This is a genomic window from Sinomicrobium pectinilyticum, from assembly GCF_003725735.1.
GTDB classification, from domain to species: Bacteria; Bacteroidota; Bacteroidia; order Flavobacteriales; family Flavobacteriaceae; genus Sinomicrobium; species Sinomicrobium pectinilyticum.
Window position 1 is genome coordinate 1 of sequence record NZ_RJTM01000081.1, and the last position, 15,610, is coordinate 15,610.

11 protein-coding genes are annotated in these 15,610 nt (G+C 47.6%); 5 read left to right on the forward strand and 6 right to left on the reverse strand.

All coding sequences use genetic code 11. The features are described 5' to 3' along the window. Positions 1–285: 285 nt before the first annotated feature. The 3 genes from ED312_RS11280 to glyA all read right to left on the reverse strand — a co-directional run bounded on the left by ED312_RS11280 (position 286) and on the right by glyA (position 6,591). On the reverse strand, positions 286–1,863 hold the full coding sequence (locus ED312_RS11280) for a RagB/SusD family nutrient uptake outer membrane protein (protein WP_240643084.1): 1,578 nt from the start codon (positions 1,861–1,863) through the stop codon (positions 286–288). A gap of 19 nt (positions 1,864–1,882) precedes the next feature. After that, positions 1,883–4,966 (reverse strand): SusC/RagA family TonB-linked outer membrane protein, encoded by a 3,084-nt coding sequence (locus ED312_RS11285; RefSeq protein ID WP_123216123.1) that lies wholly within the window; start codon positions 4,964–4,966, stop codon positions 1,883–1,885. A 350-nt stretch (positions 4,967–5,316) separates the two neighbouring features. Then, positions 5,317–6,591, reverse strand: coding sequence for a serine hydroxymethyltransferase (gene glyA / locus ED312_RS11290; RefSeq protein WP_123216124.1), 1,275 nt, complete (start codon positions 6,589–6,591; stop codon positions 5,317–5,319). 179 nt (positions 6,592–6,770) lie between these two features. Here glyA and fahA point away from each other — a divergent pair, with 179 nt between their 5' ends. The 5 genes from fahA (at position 6,771) to arsC (ending at position 11,932) form a co-directional block, all read left to right on the forward strand. Then, complete coding sequence (fahA, locus tag ED312_RS11295) at positions 6,771–8,060, forward strand: fumarylacetoacetase (RefSeq protein WP_123216125.1); 1,290 nt, start codon at positions 6,771–6,773, stop codon at positions 8,058–8,060. Between the two features lie 97 nt (positions 8,061–8,157). Further along, positions 8,158–8,631 (forward strand): GNAT family N-acetyltransferase, encoded by a 474-nt coding sequence (locus ED312_RS11300; RefSeq protein ID WP_123216126.1) that lies wholly within the window; start codon positions 8,158–8,160, stop codon positions 8,629–8,631. 193 nt (positions 8,632–8,824) lie between these two features. Then, on the forward strand, positions 8,825–10,165 hold the full coding sequence (locus ED312_RS11305; RefSeq protein ID WP_123216127.1) for a M28 family peptidase: 1,341 nt from the start codon (positions 8,825–8,827) through the stop codon (positions 10,163–10,165). A gap of 239 nt (positions 10,166–10,404) precedes the next feature. After that, positions 10,405–11,503, forward strand: a protein-coding gene (gene prfB, locus ED312_RS11310) for a peptide chain release factor 2 (protein ID WP_123216128.1) whose coding sequence is annotated in 2 segments (ribosomal slippage) — positions 10,405–10,467 and positions 10,469–11,503 — 1,098 coding nt in all. Because the reading frame shifts where the segments join, the coding sequence is not laid out codon by codon here. Positions 11,504–11,590: 87 nt separating this feature from the next. Continuing rightward, a complete protein-coding gene (gene arsC, locus ED312_RS11315) occupies positions 11,591–11,932 on the forward strand; it encodes an arsenate reductase (glutaredoxin) (RefSeq protein ID WP_123216129.1) in 342 nt (113 codons plus the stop codon). 28 nt (positions 11,933–11,960) lie between these two features. Here arsC and ED312_RS11320 read toward each other — a convergent pair whose 3' ends face one another. The 3 genes from ED312_RS11320 to ED312_RS11340 all read right to left on the reverse strand — a co-directional run bounded on the left by ED312_RS11320 (position 11,961) and on the right by ED312_RS11340 (position 15,597). After that, a complete protein-coding gene (locus tag ED312_RS11320) occupies positions 11,961–13,364 on the reverse strand; it encodes an acetylxylan esterase (protein ID WP_123216130.1) in 1,404 nt (467 codons plus the stop codon). 747 nt (positions 13,365–14,111) lie between these two features. After that, positions 14,112–14,687 (reverse strand): DJ-1/PfpI family protein, encoded by a 576-nt coding sequence (locus ED312_RS11330; RefSeq protein ID WP_123216132.1) that lies wholly within the window; start codon positions 14,685–14,687, stop codon positions 14,112–14,114. Between the two features lie 370 nt (positions 14,688–15,057). Further along, positions 15,058–15,597: a YceI family protein gene (locus ED312_RS11340; RefSeq protein ID WP_123216134.1), complete on the reverse strand. Its 540-nt coding sequence runs from the start codon at positions 15,595–15,597 to the stop codon at positions 15,058–15,060. Between the last annotated feature and the right edge of the window lie 13 nt (positions 15,598–15,610).

The window sequence follows — 15,610 nt, forward strand, 5'->3', positions numbered from 1 at the left end:
GGCCCGAGCTTTAGCGTATATACTCAAACATTTGCGCTTATCCTACGGCCCGGGATTTCAAACCCTCCCCCCATTGCTTCGCCTGGGTACCTCCCTTCATCTGAAAGGAGGAGCTTTTTTGTTTTTCTAAACATACTTCTTTTTCAGTCTATTATATTACTAACTAAATGACATTGCCCTTTAGGCGCTGCATTGAGCCCTGTCGAAATCGCCGGGGATAAACTGATTTTCCGGTTAAATTATAGAAATTCGATCTTTATCATCTACTAAACAAACTACTATTTTTTAATTGGCCGCATTCGGTTCCAGGTTCGGATTTACGTCCAGCTCCGTCTGCGGGATAGGCAGGTATTCCTTACCGGGTGACCAGGAGGCAAAATCCCGGTCACGCTCCTGAAGTTCGGCCAGTTTTTCACTGTCGTACAACCATCCCCATCGTACGATGTCGTGGATACGGATGTTTTCCAGTGCAAACTCCAGCGAACGTTCGTGTGCCAGTTGGTCCCGGAATTGCTGTTGCGACATGGCGGCAAATTCACCCGTGCGATCGGGCAATCCGGCACGGTCCCTCACCTGCTGCATATAGCCCGCCGCATCCGCGGTCTGTCCTGTTTCATTCAGGGCTTCGGCATACATGAGCAATACATCGGCATAGCGCATCAGCCGGTAATTGATCCCGGAGAATTCTACGCCACCGTGACTTTCGGTATCCAGTCCGAATCCGTCATTGGTATACTTCCTCGGGTAAATGGCATCTTCCGCATGCGGCCACGGCGTACCGTTGTATACCGTGGTTTTGCCTTCAGACGGCTCGTAGGAGGCTATGGTCGCAAATAAACGGGGGTCTGTTCCCCCCGATTGGGTAGGTTCTTTTTTAAATTCTTCATACAGCCACCGGGTAGGCAGGAAATCGGAATACCCGTAGCCGTCCATGGCATAGGTATGTCCTACGGAAGATACCTGTCGCCACAATACGTTAGGTTCGCCCCCATAATTCATCACGTTTCCCCCGGCGTCGTAGGAGAATTGTACTTCAAAAAGGGATTCTTCATTATTGTCGACAAAGGGACTGAAATTGTCCTGATAGTTTTCTGCGAGACTATAGTGGTTCAGCGGACCGTGAATCAGTTTTGCGAATTCCGTTGCGGCAGCAGACCAGCGTTCCATATAGAGATAGGTCTTTCCCAGGAAACCGGTTGCCGCTCCTTTGGTTGCCCTGCCTCTTTGTCCGTTCATCGGTTCTTCTCCGAGTAACTCCTGAGCCCTGGAAAAATCGTCTGCTATCTGTTGCCAGATTGCTTCTTCCTCTGCCGTTGCGGGATAATAGTCCTCCGGGGGGTAGGCCTCTCCCTGCTCGGGGACTTCGGTGACCAAAGGTACTTTCTGAAAGTTGGTCTTGAGGTTAAAATACGCCAGCCCTCTTAAAAAATAGGCTTCTCCCAGCACCGAATTCTTCGTTTCTTCATCCATCGCTATGGCCGGAACAAATGCTATGACCTGATTGGCCCTGAAGACCGCCTGGTAATAGGCCGCCCAGCTCCACTGTACGGGACCGGAAACGGCGAGAATAGTGAAGTTCCCTACCTGGTTCAAATCCAGCCACGGGCTGTCGCCATACAATCCGTCTCCCCTTACATCGGTAAGAATAGGCGTCATACGCATATAGTAGCCGTCCACCAGGAGGGAATTGTACACGGCATTTACCCCGGCAACAGCATCGTCCCCGGTCTGCCAGTAGTATTCCGTTGGCATGGCATTGGGGTTGTCGAGGTTTAACTTGTCTTCGCATCCCAATAATACAGCCGCCAATACCGGCACTGCGCAATATTTCAGGAATCTGTTTTTTTTATAGTTGAGCATCATGATGTAGCGTTTTAATCGGTTAAAAAGAAAGTTGCACTCCCAACATATACGTTCTCGGCCTCGGGTAGGTCCCGTTGTCAAATCCGGGTTCGAATACACCGGAGTTAAAATCCGGATTGTACCCCTTATATGCCGTAAACGTATGCAGGTTCTGCACGGTGGTGTATATTCGTGCCGAGGTGAAAAAGTTTGTTTTGTCTAACAAGGTCTCAGGGAAAGAATATCCCAAAGAGACCGTGTTGATGCGAAGGTAGTCTCCTTTTTGCAGCCATCCCGGCCTGTCGGAATCCCTGTTGTTGAGATTGGGATCGTTGGCTACCAGTCGCGGTATATCGGTATCCGTATTTTCCGGGGTCCAGTAGTCCAGGATGTCCTTGTGCGCATTGAGATAGTCGGACGACCACATCAGGGTACGGTACAGGCGGCTGTTGATGTAGTACCCCGCGGCTCCGGATGCAAAAAGGGTAAAGTCAAAGTCCTTGTAACCGGCGGTGAAATTCAACCCATAGGTCACACTGGGCACGGCACTTCCCAGGGTCGTCCTGTCATTGGCATCTACTATACCGTCTTCGTTGATATCCTTAAACCGGATGTCTCCCGGTGCGGCACCTCCCTGTGCGGCATGGGCGTCTACCTCGGCCTGGTCCCGGAATATGCCGTCATATACATAACCGAAGTGTTCTCCTATTTCTCCCCCTACCCGGGTGATAGACCCTGTGCCGTATACGGGCTCTTCGTTTCCTCCGAGGGCCAGCACCTTGTTTTTAAGGGTACTGACATTGGCGGATATGTCAAAATTAAAATCATCCGTCCCCTGAAAATGGTAGGCCAATTCTATATCGACCCCCGAATTCCTGAGGCTCCCGGAATTGATGGTAGGTGCGGTGTTGATCGATCCTGTGGAAGCGGGGATCGGTACGCCTACAAGGATATCTGTTGTTTCCTTTTGGTAGTACTCTACCGTCAGGTCAAACCGGTTATCCAGAAAGGCAGCGTCGAATCCTGCATTGAAAGAGGTGGTGCTCTCCCATTTGATATCCTCGTTGTACAGGTTGGTCTGTATACCGCCGTTAACCACGCTGCCTCCGAAGTTATACAACACACTTCGGTTTACTACCGGCTGGTACATATAATTCGCTATATTCTGATTTCCCAGGGTACCGTAACTCCCTCTTATTTTCAGGTCATCGACAAAGGGTACATCAAAGAATTTTTCGTTGGAAATCCGCCATCCGAGGGCAACGGAAGGAAAGGTTCCCCACCGGTTATCGGGGGAAAAACGAGAGGACCCGTCTCTTCTTACTGTCGCCGTAAGCAGGTAACGGTCGTCAAAATTGTAATTCAGTCGCCCGAAATAGGAAGCCAGGGCACTGGCGTCTTCGCCTCCGGCAGAGGTCTGGTTTTCTCCGTTGGAAAGTACGGGATAATAAGGTTTGGGCAGGTTTTCGGAATAGCCCTCTTTCCATACATAGGAGTTCTTCTGATAGGTCATACCCAAAACCGCATCAAATTTGTGCTTATCGATGGTCTTCTTGTAGGCAAGCGTATTTTCAATCAGTTCTACGGTATAGGTACGGGAATTATCATTCAGCCTGGACATGCCGGAGTTAAAGAAATAGCCCATCTGAAATTCCGGAACAAAGGAGAAATCCCTCGTCTGGGTCTTGTCGTAACTCAGGTTCAGCTTATAGGTCAGGGTCTGGTCTTCGCTATCCAGTATTTTAAATTCCGGGTTGATGATGGCAAAGGTCCGGTCTACTTCTACCCAGTTGGTAAACAAACTGTTGATTCCCGGTACATTTAACACAATAGCCTGATGTATGGCAGAATTAGTACCTGCATATCCCCCGATATTGTTTTCGTCATATACTCCCATCGTAGGGATGGCAATAAGCAAATCGTTGATAAGCGGCGGTCTTCCCCCCGTGAGCACATCGTCGCGGAAGGTGAGGGAATTTTCCATGGAATGGGCATAGTACAGGGAAGGCGACATCTTAAACCGCCCTTTTTCCATGGTGGTGTTGATACGGCCGGAATACCGTTCGTAGTCGGGGCCGTTTCCCACAAAGATACCTTCGTTGGTAAAGTAATCTACCGAGGCGTTATAGGTCACATGCTCACCCCCGCCGGAAAAGTTAAAATTATGGTTTTGGCGGCTTCCTGTTTTTAGTCCCGCTTCCTGCCAATCGGTATCTATATCGCTGATATACGCATCGGAACCGGGGTCGTTTCCGGGCAATAGTGCCATTCCGGCATTTACGCGCTTCTCGTTGGTAATCATCTGGTAGTCTTCTCTTCCCAGTACCGGGACTTTTTGAGCCACTTCATCTATGCCGTAGTACCCGCTGTACCGAACGGTGAGGGGCGTGTTTTTTGACCCGTTTTTGGTAGTGATGATCACGACTCCGTTAGCTGCACGCGAACCGTAAATGGCTCCTGCCGAGGCGTCTTTTAATACTTGTATGGTTTCTATGTCGTTGGTATTAAAATCCCTTATGGAATTTCCTACCGGTACCCCGTCAATGACATACAGTGGCTGGTTATCGCCAAAGGTACTCACCCCCCGGATCCGGATATTGGGTTCGGCCCCGGGTTCTCCGTCCGATGAAACGGTTACCCCGGCAGCACGCCCCTGAAGCATCTGCCCGACATCGTTGGTAGAGGTTTTTTGAAGTTCTTCGGCTTTTACCACGCTCACCGCACCGGTCAGATCCTGCCGGCGCTGCGTACCGTACCCCACGACAACAACTTCGTCCAGTAAGGCGCGGTCTTCCTGCATGGACAAACCTATGCGGGCCTGCCCGTTTACGGCTATCTCCTCCGTTTTAAATCCCACATAGGAAAAAACAAGGATATCATCTTCACCGGTGATGGGTATGGTGTAGTTTCCATCAAAATCGGTAACCGTTCCGGTACTTGTACCTTTTACCCGAACGGTGACGCCCGGTAAAGGCATTTGGTCTACAGCAGACAAAACTGTTCCGCTTACCTCGTTTTGTTGTTGTGCATGCAAACTCATTGCAGCGCACAGCATTATCGTCGCTATAATTCCTTTGCTGAAAAGGTGAAACGGACGACAAGTTCTTGGTGGTGTAGCTATCATATTCCTCTGGTTTTGATTAGTGAACCGATTATAAGTGTAATCAGTACATTTACAAATATAACCAAAGAACTCCTAAAAAAACAAATGTTTTATTGTAAAAATTACACTTTTAATGTGATTTTAATCCCGATCCATAAAAGTTGAGGGGATTTTCTGTCAGGTATTCGAAGTTATCCCCACATATTTCAGGCGCGGGTTTCCGGTATCCGGAACGCAAGTGCATATTGATGGGAATGTTTTTGGAGGGACTGCAATTCCGGTTTTCCGGGAACCCCGGTATTTTCTCTCCCGGACAAAAAAAAGAAGCCCCGGAAGGCTTCTTTTATTTTATATTCCTGTCGGAATCCGGGTTACCACTGAAACAGCGGTCTTGTTTTCATCAGGTTATTGACTTTCTCCCTTACTCCGTCTATAACGGCCTCATCGGTATGGTTTACAATAACCTCGTCAATAAGTTCCACTACGGTTTTTACATCGTCTTCCTTCAGTCCGCGGGTAGTAATGGCGGAGGCACCGATACGGATCCCCGAGGTGACAAAAGGAGACTTATCATCAAACGGCACCATGTTCTTGTTCACGGTAATATCGGCTTTAACCAGCGCTTCTTCGGCTTCCTTCCCGGAAATATCCTTGTTCCTGAGATCTATAAGCATCATGTGGTTGTCCGTACCCCCACTTATCACTTTATAGCCTTTTTCCACAAATAATTTCGCCATCGTCTGTGCATTCTTCCTCACCTGCAGTGCATAGTGCAGGAATTCATCGGTAAGCGCTTCTCCGTAAGCTATTGCTTTGGCAGCGATAATATGCTCCAGCGGGCCTCCCTGGTTACCTGGGAATACGGCGCTGTCCAGTAATGAGGACATCATACGCGGTTTACCGTTTTTAAGGGTTATACCGAAAGGATTTTCAAAATCCTTGCCCATCATTATCATCCCCCCTCTCGGGCCACGCAGGGTTTTATGTGTGGTAGTGGTTACGATATGGCAATGCGGAATAGGGTCATTGAGTATCCCTTTGGCAATTAGCCCTGCCGGGTGAGAAATATCGGCAAACAATATGGCGCCGATACTGTCGGCTATTTCCCGGAACCGTTTGAAATCTATATCCCTGGAATACGCGGAAGCCCCGGCAATAATAAGTTTAGGCCGTTCTTTTTTGGCTATTTCCCCGATCTTATCATAATTGAGTGTTCCGGTTTCTTCATCCACCCCGTAGAAAACAGGATTGTAGAGCTTACCGGAAAAATTCACAGGAGAGCCGTGTGTAAGGTGTCCTCCGTGAGATAAATCAAAACCGAGGATTTTATCTCCCGGGTTCAGGCAGGCGTGATATACCGCCGTATTGGCCTGGGACCCGCTGTGCGGTTGTACATTAACCCATTCGGCACCAAAGAGGGCTTTGGCTCTTTCGATAGCTATATTCTCCACTTCATCCACGACTTCGCAACCACCGTAATAACGTTTGCCGGGATACCCTTCTGCATATTTATTGGTCAGTACAGAACCGGCCGCTTCCATGACCTGTCCGCTTACGAAATTTTCCGATGCTATCAGTTCCAGTCCGTGTAACTGGCGCTCCTTTTCGGCTTCAATCAGTTCAAAAATCTGTTCGTCTCGTTGCATTATTTTTAAGTTCAAAGTTCAATAATCAGTGTCCGGCTGTCCGTTGTTTTCAAGAACATGAGGAGTATTCGAAACAACTTTCTCAAAGAAATGCCAAAAATAACAAATACATTCGGTAAATTGGTCGAAAATAATATCTTTGAATACAATTTTATCAAACATAAATTAACAATTTTATTATGCCTATCACCGCGAACGACCCGCAGCGAAGATCCTGGATCCAGGTAGAAAAGGATTCTGATTTTCCCATCCAGAATATCCCCTTCGGTGTTTTTCTCACCAGGGACGATGTGATAACCATTGGCACCAGGATAGGAAATACAGCTATAGACCTCGGGGCCCTGCACCAGCTCGGATACTTTGAGGGCATTCCGCTCACGGACGATATTTTTTTGCAGGACAGCCTTAATGACTTTATATCTGACGGAAAAAAAACCTGGCGACTGGTGCGCAACCGCATCGCCGAATTATTTGACATAAACAACCCGGAACTCCGGGATAACGAAGAACACAAACACATTGTGCTTTTTACGCTGGACGAAATAGAAATGCAACTCCCGGTCCAGATCGGTGATTATACCGATTTTTACAGCAGTAAAGAACATGCGACCAATGTCGGGAAGATGTTCCGTGATCCGGAAAATGCCCTGCTTCCCAACTGGCTTCATATCCCCGTTGGCTATCACGGGCGGAGTTCGTCTATTGTCCCCTCCGGTATTCCGGTACGACGCCCCCTCGGCCAGACCTTGCCGCCGGGAGCAACTACCCCCGTATTCGGTCCGTCCGCACGGGTGGATTTCGAACTGGAAATGGCTTTTATCACCACAGATGCCAATCAGCTCGGGGAACCTATCCCCGTAGCAGAAGCAGAGGATTACATTTTTGGTATGGTCCTTTTTAACGACTGGAGTGCACGGGACATCCAGAAATGGGAATATGTACCTTTGGGGCCTTTCCTGGCCAAAAATTTCGCATCTTCCATTTCTCCCTGGATCGTTACCCTGGATGCACTGGAGCCTTTTCGTGTAGCGGGACCAAAGCAGGACCCGGCTCCCCTTCCCTACCTCCAATACGAGGGAAAGAAGAGTTTTGACATTCACCTGGAAGTCAGTCTTACCCCGGAAAACGGTGAACAGGTCACCGTATCCAAAAGCAATTTCAGGTATATGTACTGGACCATGGCACAGCAGCTTGCCCACCATACCGTAAACGGGTGTAATGTCATATCGGGGGACATGATGGGAAGCGGTACCATATCGGGTCCCACCCCGGACAGCTACGGTTCCATGCTGGAACTCAGCTGGGGCGGTAAGAAACCCCTGAAAATGAAAGACGGCACGGAAAGGAGTTTTATCGAAGACGGGGATACCGTGACGATGAAAGGGTTCTGCCGCAATGAACACGTGCGGATCGGCTTCGGTGAAGTTTCCACAAAACTGCTGCCCGCCTTCGGCGGAAAACGAAAGTAACTGCAAATATCACAAAACGATCTGCCCGGACATGGTACCTGTATGCTGTTACAGACTGTGCCCGGGCATTTTTCATTCCTTTCCGAAGAGAATATGTATGGCTGCCGAAATAACCATAAGACCGGGAAAACCGGAAGACCTTCCGGAATTACAGCAATTGTTCCGCAATACTATACTTTCCGTTTGTCGCACAGATTATACGGCCGAACAAACGCGGGCATGGGCCTCCGGTATTGAAAATGAAAGCCGCTGGCAGAACGTAATGGGCGGACAGTTTGTAGTCATTGCGGAGGAAAAAGAAAAAATCACCGGTTTTTGTACCTTGCTGAATTACAACCACATCGACCTCCTGTTCGTACACCACAGGTATCAGCGACAGGGAATAGCACGAAAATTATACGGTATGGCAGAAAAAGAGGCCATAAACAACGGGCAGACAAGACTAACGGCAAATGTCAGTAAAACAGCAAAGCCTTTCTTTGAACAATGCGGGTTCCGTACTGTAAAAGAACAGGTCATTTTTGTGAAAGGAACGGAACTCACCAATTATGTTATGACAAAGACTTTATAATTTCTCATCCTACCCCTGTTCCGAAAATATCCACCCCTATAGATTCTCATCTTCGGCCACTTTTTTTATAATCACGGTTAGCTTTCGGAAAGAAGTTTTTATATATTTAAAACCGAAAAAAACCGGTAAAGTCATCTTTTCAGAGGGTTTTTATTCCGATGGACTGATTTTTATAAAAAACTAACTAGCGACCATGAAAATTACCTTATCCTTAATTCTTGTTTTTTCCTCTATACTGTGTTTTGCGCAGACCGACCCGCGCATTTACGACATTATCGATGCCGTTTCTGCCAAAAGGATCGAGAAGGACATCCGTACACTTGCCGGTTTCGGCACCCGGAATACCTTTAGTGACACCATTTCCGAGACCCGGGGTATCGGCGCGGCACGGCGGTGGATCAAGGCGGAATTCGACAAAATATCCGAAGACTGTAACGACTGCCTGGAGGTATTTTACCAGAAAGACCTTGTAACCCCGAAAGACGGCAGCCGGGTCCCTCACGACGCCTGGGTGGTGAATGTGGTGGCTATACAGAAGGGCACTAAATATCCCGATCGCTATATTATTATGAGCGGGGATATAGATTCCCGTGCGTCCGATGCGATGGATTATAAAACGGATGCCCCCGGAGCCAATGACAATGCCAGCGGTATGGCAGGCACCATAGAAGCTGCAAGGGTACTGTCCGGGTATAAATTTGAGAGCAGCGTGGTTTATGTAGGTTTATCCGGTGAAGAACAGGGGCTTTTCGGAGGTAAAGGATTGGCCGAATATGCCAAAAAGAACAACTGGGAGATCATCGGGGTGTTCAACAACGACATGATAGGGAACATCGAAGGGGTGGACGGTGTGATAGACAATCGTACCTTCCGTATCTTCTCCGAGCCTGTTCCTCCCACGGAAACCGAAGAACAGCGAAGAATGCGACGGTTCTACGGCGGGGAAGTAGATGGCATTTCCCGGCAACTCGCCAGGTATATCCATAAAACGATACGGACATACATGCCGGAAATGAATCCCATGATGGTCTACCGCCTGGACCGTTTTGGCCGCGGCGGGCACCATCGTCCTTTTAATGACCTCGGTTATGCCGGTGTCCGGATCATGGAAGCCCATGAAAATTACAACAGGCAGCACCAGGATATCCGTACGGAGAATGGCATTGCATACGGAGATGTCATAGAAGGTGTAAATTTTGATTATGCAAAAAAACTCACTGCCGTTAATGCCATTAATCTCGCCGCACTGGCATGGGCTCCCCCTCCCCCGTCTGAAGTCGCCATAGGAGGCGTTGTGGAAGCTTCTGCCAAATTAAAATGGGAAAAAGTCAATGATCCCGATGTAAAGGGATATAAAATATACTGGCGCTATACGACTTCACCACAATGGGAATTCAGTCGTTTTGTAGGCAATACCGATCATTTTACCCTCGAAAGCATTGTCATAGACAACTTCTATTTCGGTGTGGCTACCGTGGGCAGGGACGGGCATGAAAGCGTTGTCGTATTTCCTTCGGAAACATTCCGGGATTAATCCAACCCTGCCAGGGGACCAGGCGTATTTCAGCTAAGGGGCGTTCTCCGGATTCCTCCGGCCTGTCCCCGGGCAACAGCTGTGAAGAGAATAATCTTTTTTATGCAATTGGTCAGTTAACCCGTTAGTACTATAAATTTATTACAAATACTTTTTACTGCACCGCGTAAATGTTATTTTTGCCGGGAAATGCCCGGTGACGGAAGATGTCAGTGGCAAAACAGAACTTAAAAACAGATATGGTTACAACAGAACAGGTGAAAAGCCTTATGGAACGCCTTGGCGCGTTAAGGAGGTATCTTTGACGTAGATGCCAAGCTTATAGAGATACAGAACGAAGAAGAAAAAACCTTTGCTCCCGATTTCTGGGACACCCCAAAAGAAGCGGAAGCACTTATGCAATCGTTACGAAGCAAGAAGAAATGGGTGGAAGGCTATGAAGAAGCCAAAGCCCTTGTAAGTGACCTGGAAGTGTTGTACGACTTTTACAAAGAAGGTGAAACCGGGGCGGAAGAGGTGGAAATACAGTATAAAAATACTGTAGACCATATAGAGCACCTGGAATTTAAAAACATGCTTTCGGAAGAAGGCGATGCCATGAGTGCCGTATTGCAGATCACTGCCGGTGCCGGGGGTACGGAAAGCTGTGACTGGGCTGCGATGCTCATGCGTATGTATCTCATGTGGGCACAATCCCAGAAATATAAAATACGGGAACTCAACTACCAGGAAGGGGACGTAGCGGGAATAAAAACCGTGACTCTTGAGATCGAAGGGGAATATGCCTTTGGCTGGCTAAAAGGAGAGAACGGGGTACACCGCCTGGTGCGTATATCACCGTTTGACAGCAATGCCAAACGCCATACTTCTTTTGCATCGGTATATGTTTATCCTCTTGCGGATGACAGTATAGAAATAGAGATCAACCCTGCGGATATAACCTTTGAGACCATGCGTTCCAGCGGTGCCGGGGGACAAAATGTCAACAAGGTGGAAACCGCCGTACGCCTTCGTCACCATCCTACCGGGATTGTCATAGAAAACTCCGAAACCCGGTCGCAACTGGACAACAAGACCAAGGCCATGCAACTCCTCAAATCGCAGCTCTACGAAATAGAGCTTAAAAAGCGACAGGAGAAAAGGGCCGAGATCGAGGCGGGGAAAATGAAGATCGAATGGGGGTCCCAGATAAGAAACTACGTTATGCACCCTTACAAACTGGTTAAGGATGTGAGAACATCCAAAGAATCTACTGATGTAGACGGGGTGATGAACGGAGAAATAGATCCTTTCCTCAAGGCCTACCTCATGATGATGGGTCAGAAGGAAGAACAATAGCCAGATAAAATGTACAGGGATAATCCCCGATCTATCCCTGTACACTTTGTCTTTCACCACTAAATCTCGTATCCAAAACCTGAAAAAATGATAAAAATATATCACAATCCGCGTTGCAGTAAATCCCGGCAGGGGCTTTCCCTTCTGGAAGAATCCGGGAAAGAATTTGAAGTTGTGAAATACCTGGAAGATGTACCTTCGGAAAAAGAACTCCGTGAAATTACAGATCTCCTCGGAATTTCCCCGATAGAACTCGTCCGGAAAAACGAAAGCATCTGGAAAGACAATTATAAAGGAAAGGACCTCTCGGATGCCGATATTATCAAAGCCATGGCAGAAAATCCGAAACTGATAGAAAGGCCTATTGTCATATCCGGGAAAAAAGCCGTCATAGGCCGGCCACCGAAAAATATAAAATCGGTATTGTAGAAAGGGACGGCCCTGTTTAAGGGGTATACTAATAGAGTGTTTTTAAACCGTGTTCTTCCAGGATATCGTTATATTCCGGCAATATCCTCAGAAGGGCCAGGTCTTCCATGTTGTTCAGTTTATCCACATCCTTAAAGCCCCGGTCCAAAAGCTGTTCCAGGTAGAAGAGCGCCATTCCGTATTCACTTTTTTCCACGCTGTAACGCAATACTTCAAGATAGGCCTCTTCCTGCGCGGGATCGAGCAAAACCATAAAAGCATTGGCAAACAACAGCTGGTCCGTATTGGTGCTATCCAATGTGGGTATGGTTTCCTTCATGACGGCTTTCAGCATATTCTTTAAACGCCTTGCCATCTTCGCCCTGGCCGGGTTGTCTCCTTTTTCCAGTTTTTCCAGGGAAAGCATTTCCTCTTCCCAGGACGGGAGTTGCCCTATACTTCCGTTGGAAAGGTCCTGGGACAGGAAAGTCAGGTAATCTGTCATAAAGTAGCTTTCCTCTTCGGCTATGCCGTAATTATTACTGCGTTGCTTTCGGAACTGCCTGTTCTTCCGGATTTCTTTTTTTCGCTCGCGGAATATGTCCTTTTCCTTGTACCTGCTGTAATTGCCCATCAACAGGTCTACATCTTCAAAGGCGTATAAAGCCCGTCCTTTACGTTCGGTCTTCCTGTTAAAATCCAGGTCGGCTTCAAACAACGAATCCACCAGTTTTTCACCACCGTCAACCGCTCCTTTTGCAATAGCTTTTATCATGAGGGTACGCAAGGCCTTCTCCATATAATCCGTGGGCGGATAATAGGAAGAACCATCGTATACCAATAAATCCGCCTGAAATTTTTTCCGGTTCAGTAGGTTTACCGTGCTTTGCATCTCCCGGAAATTTCCGTCTTCATCCCCCACCAGCCCTATAAACAGGAAGTTGTTTTTTTGGGGTTGGTAATTTTTATTTCCCGGTAAGGCAGCCCCGCATGCAATCACTCCATCCACGTCTCCGGATATGGCCGCAATTGCAGTAGCCAGTCTGCCTCCCCCGCCATAACCGGCGGTATAAATCCGTTTGCTATCCACGGGGAAATTCTTCAATACCACCTCAAAAAGCCTCTTGGCGATATAAAAGTTCTCTTCGTAAGATATATTCTGCACATTATTCGCCCCGATGAGAATAAAGTTTTCCCCTCCGGGAGCAGCAGTAAAGTTTTCCAGTCCTTTTTTCCCCTTTCCTTCGATATCAAACACAAAAATGACCGGCCATTTTTTGTCCACAGTATAATCTCCGGGGAGATAAATGGCATAATTAATAAGTTCGGAACCGGGCACGGGGACAGCATCGGTAATCACACCTTTCGACAAATGTAAATCCTGGGCTTTTCCGGAAAAGGCACAAAGGAAAAGCAACATCATACAACTGTTCAATATAGGTAAGTTACGCATACTTTCATCTTGAATAAATAAGTACAAGATAATTCAAAAAAGAGGATTAAAAAAATAAATCGCGCCGGATATCAGGGCAAACGCATTATAATGGAGTAATTTCATTTAAGGTTAAAAGCTTAAGGGGTGTTTCCGGTTACCGGTTTGCCGGTTTGCCGGTTCTTGATGAGTTCGGAGTTGGTTAGTCAGGGAGTTGAAACGGAAACCTTCCCTACAAAACTCCGGAACTCCCAAACATAGTTCTCATGATTAGTCACAACAAAACACTATAAATCACTAATTCTCCCGGTCTCTGAACCCTTAGAATGCTCAGGATACCCGCCGGATGGGCAGATTACAAGTTAGAGGTAAAATATAAAAAACCGGAACCGGCAACCGGCAACATTCAGGCAAGGCCAAAGGCCAAACTTGTAACTTGCAACTTGTAACTTTAAACCTGGAACCATTACACGTTACAATTATAGTTTTTTTTAATGCGTTTGCCCTACGCCGGATATAAAAAGGAAAACTCCTGTGTCCCCGGCAGGCATTACAAAATAAAAGCCCGGAGAAAAACGACAGGAAAGCTTCTCTTCCGGACCTTAACAATCGTAAGCGTATTGAAATGTGAACCGGGGCTTCTGGTTCGAACGGTCCCTAAAACGAGGTCCCGGATTTGTCGAAAAACCCGGCCTGACCGTATGAACCCTCCGGCTGATTATCCGTCGGAAATAACCAGGTCATGGATTGCAGACCCCGGTTACCGGGTTACAGTGAAATTTTAGTCCCCAGCAAATCCAGGAAGGCCTTGATAAATCCGGGATGGCCGGGCCATGCCGGTGAAGTTACGAGATTGCCGTCCACTACCGATTCGGTAGGCGGCACCTCTTTGTAGGTGCCTCCGGCGAGGGTTACTTCCGGTCCCACTGCCGGGTAAGCGGTGAGCGTTCTCCCGGAGACCACCCCGGCAGTGGTAAGGATCTGGATACCGTGACAAATGGCCGCTACGGGAAGGTCTTTATCAAAGAAGTACCTTACAATATCCAGTACTTTCGAGTTCAGCCGCAGATATTCCGGGGCACGTCCTCCTACTACGACCAGGCCATCGTAATTTTCCGGTTTCACCTCGTCAAAAGTGTAACTCAACTGAAAATGATGTCCCTGTTTTTCCGAATAGGTCTGGTCTCCTTCAAAATCGTGAATTGCGGTTTTGACCGAATCTCCTTTCTTTTTACCGGGGCAGACGGCATGTACTTCATGACCCACCATCAGAAGCATCTGATAAGGTACCATAGTTTCATAATCTTCTGCGAAATCACCGGTTATTAGCAATATTTTTTTCATTGGAATAGCTGATATTTATGTTAGACACTCTCCGGGTTATATGCTTCGGTTCCTTCCGGCGTCTTTTTTACCCCGCCCGGCCATTCCCGGGCCCGTTGCCATGACCATTTGTCTCAATATACCTTCGCAGACGAAAAATACACTCTCGTTCACAATTAACGGGACCAAAAACAACTTTTTAAGTTTCTCCCATTACCGGCGGGGCCGGAAAGAAATGCCGGACCGGCACCCCGTGCCGCCCCGATCCGCAGAAAAAACCTCTTTTGCATTTTTATCCTTCTACCTGCCTTGTTTTCCCTGCTTAACATTCCTTTAAATATACCTAAAAAAAAAGGGGTAACGAATACCCCCTGAAGATTTTAACCTTTATTTAATTTTTGGCATACTGCAGGTTGAGCAGCAGCTTTACCTCATCACCGACTACAACGCCCCCGGTTTCGGTAACCCCGTTCCACTTCAGTCCGAATTCTTTCCGGTTCAGTTTCCCGGTCACTTCAAACCCGGCTTTGGTATTCCCGTACGGATCGACCGTTGTCCCTCCGTACTCGGCTTTCAATACTATGGGTTTTGTAGTACCGCGAATGGTAATATCTCCTATAATCTCATAGGTATCTTCCCCAGTCTTTTTAAACCCGGTAGATACGAAAGTGATTTTCGGATGGTTTTCCGCATCGAAAAAATCCGCGGATTTCAGGTGGGTGTCCCTGTCTTTATTATTGGTGGAAATACTGTCCACATCAGCCTCGAAAACTGCTCTGGAGTTTTCAAAACCCTTCCCTTCCGCTTCCAGTCCTCCCGAAAAGGAGGTAAACTGACCGGTTACGGTGGAAATCACCAGGTGCTTAACTTTAAATTGTACTTCGGAATGCGCGGGATCTATACTCCACGTTACTTTTTTTGTTGTTTCCATCTTTCTGACTTTT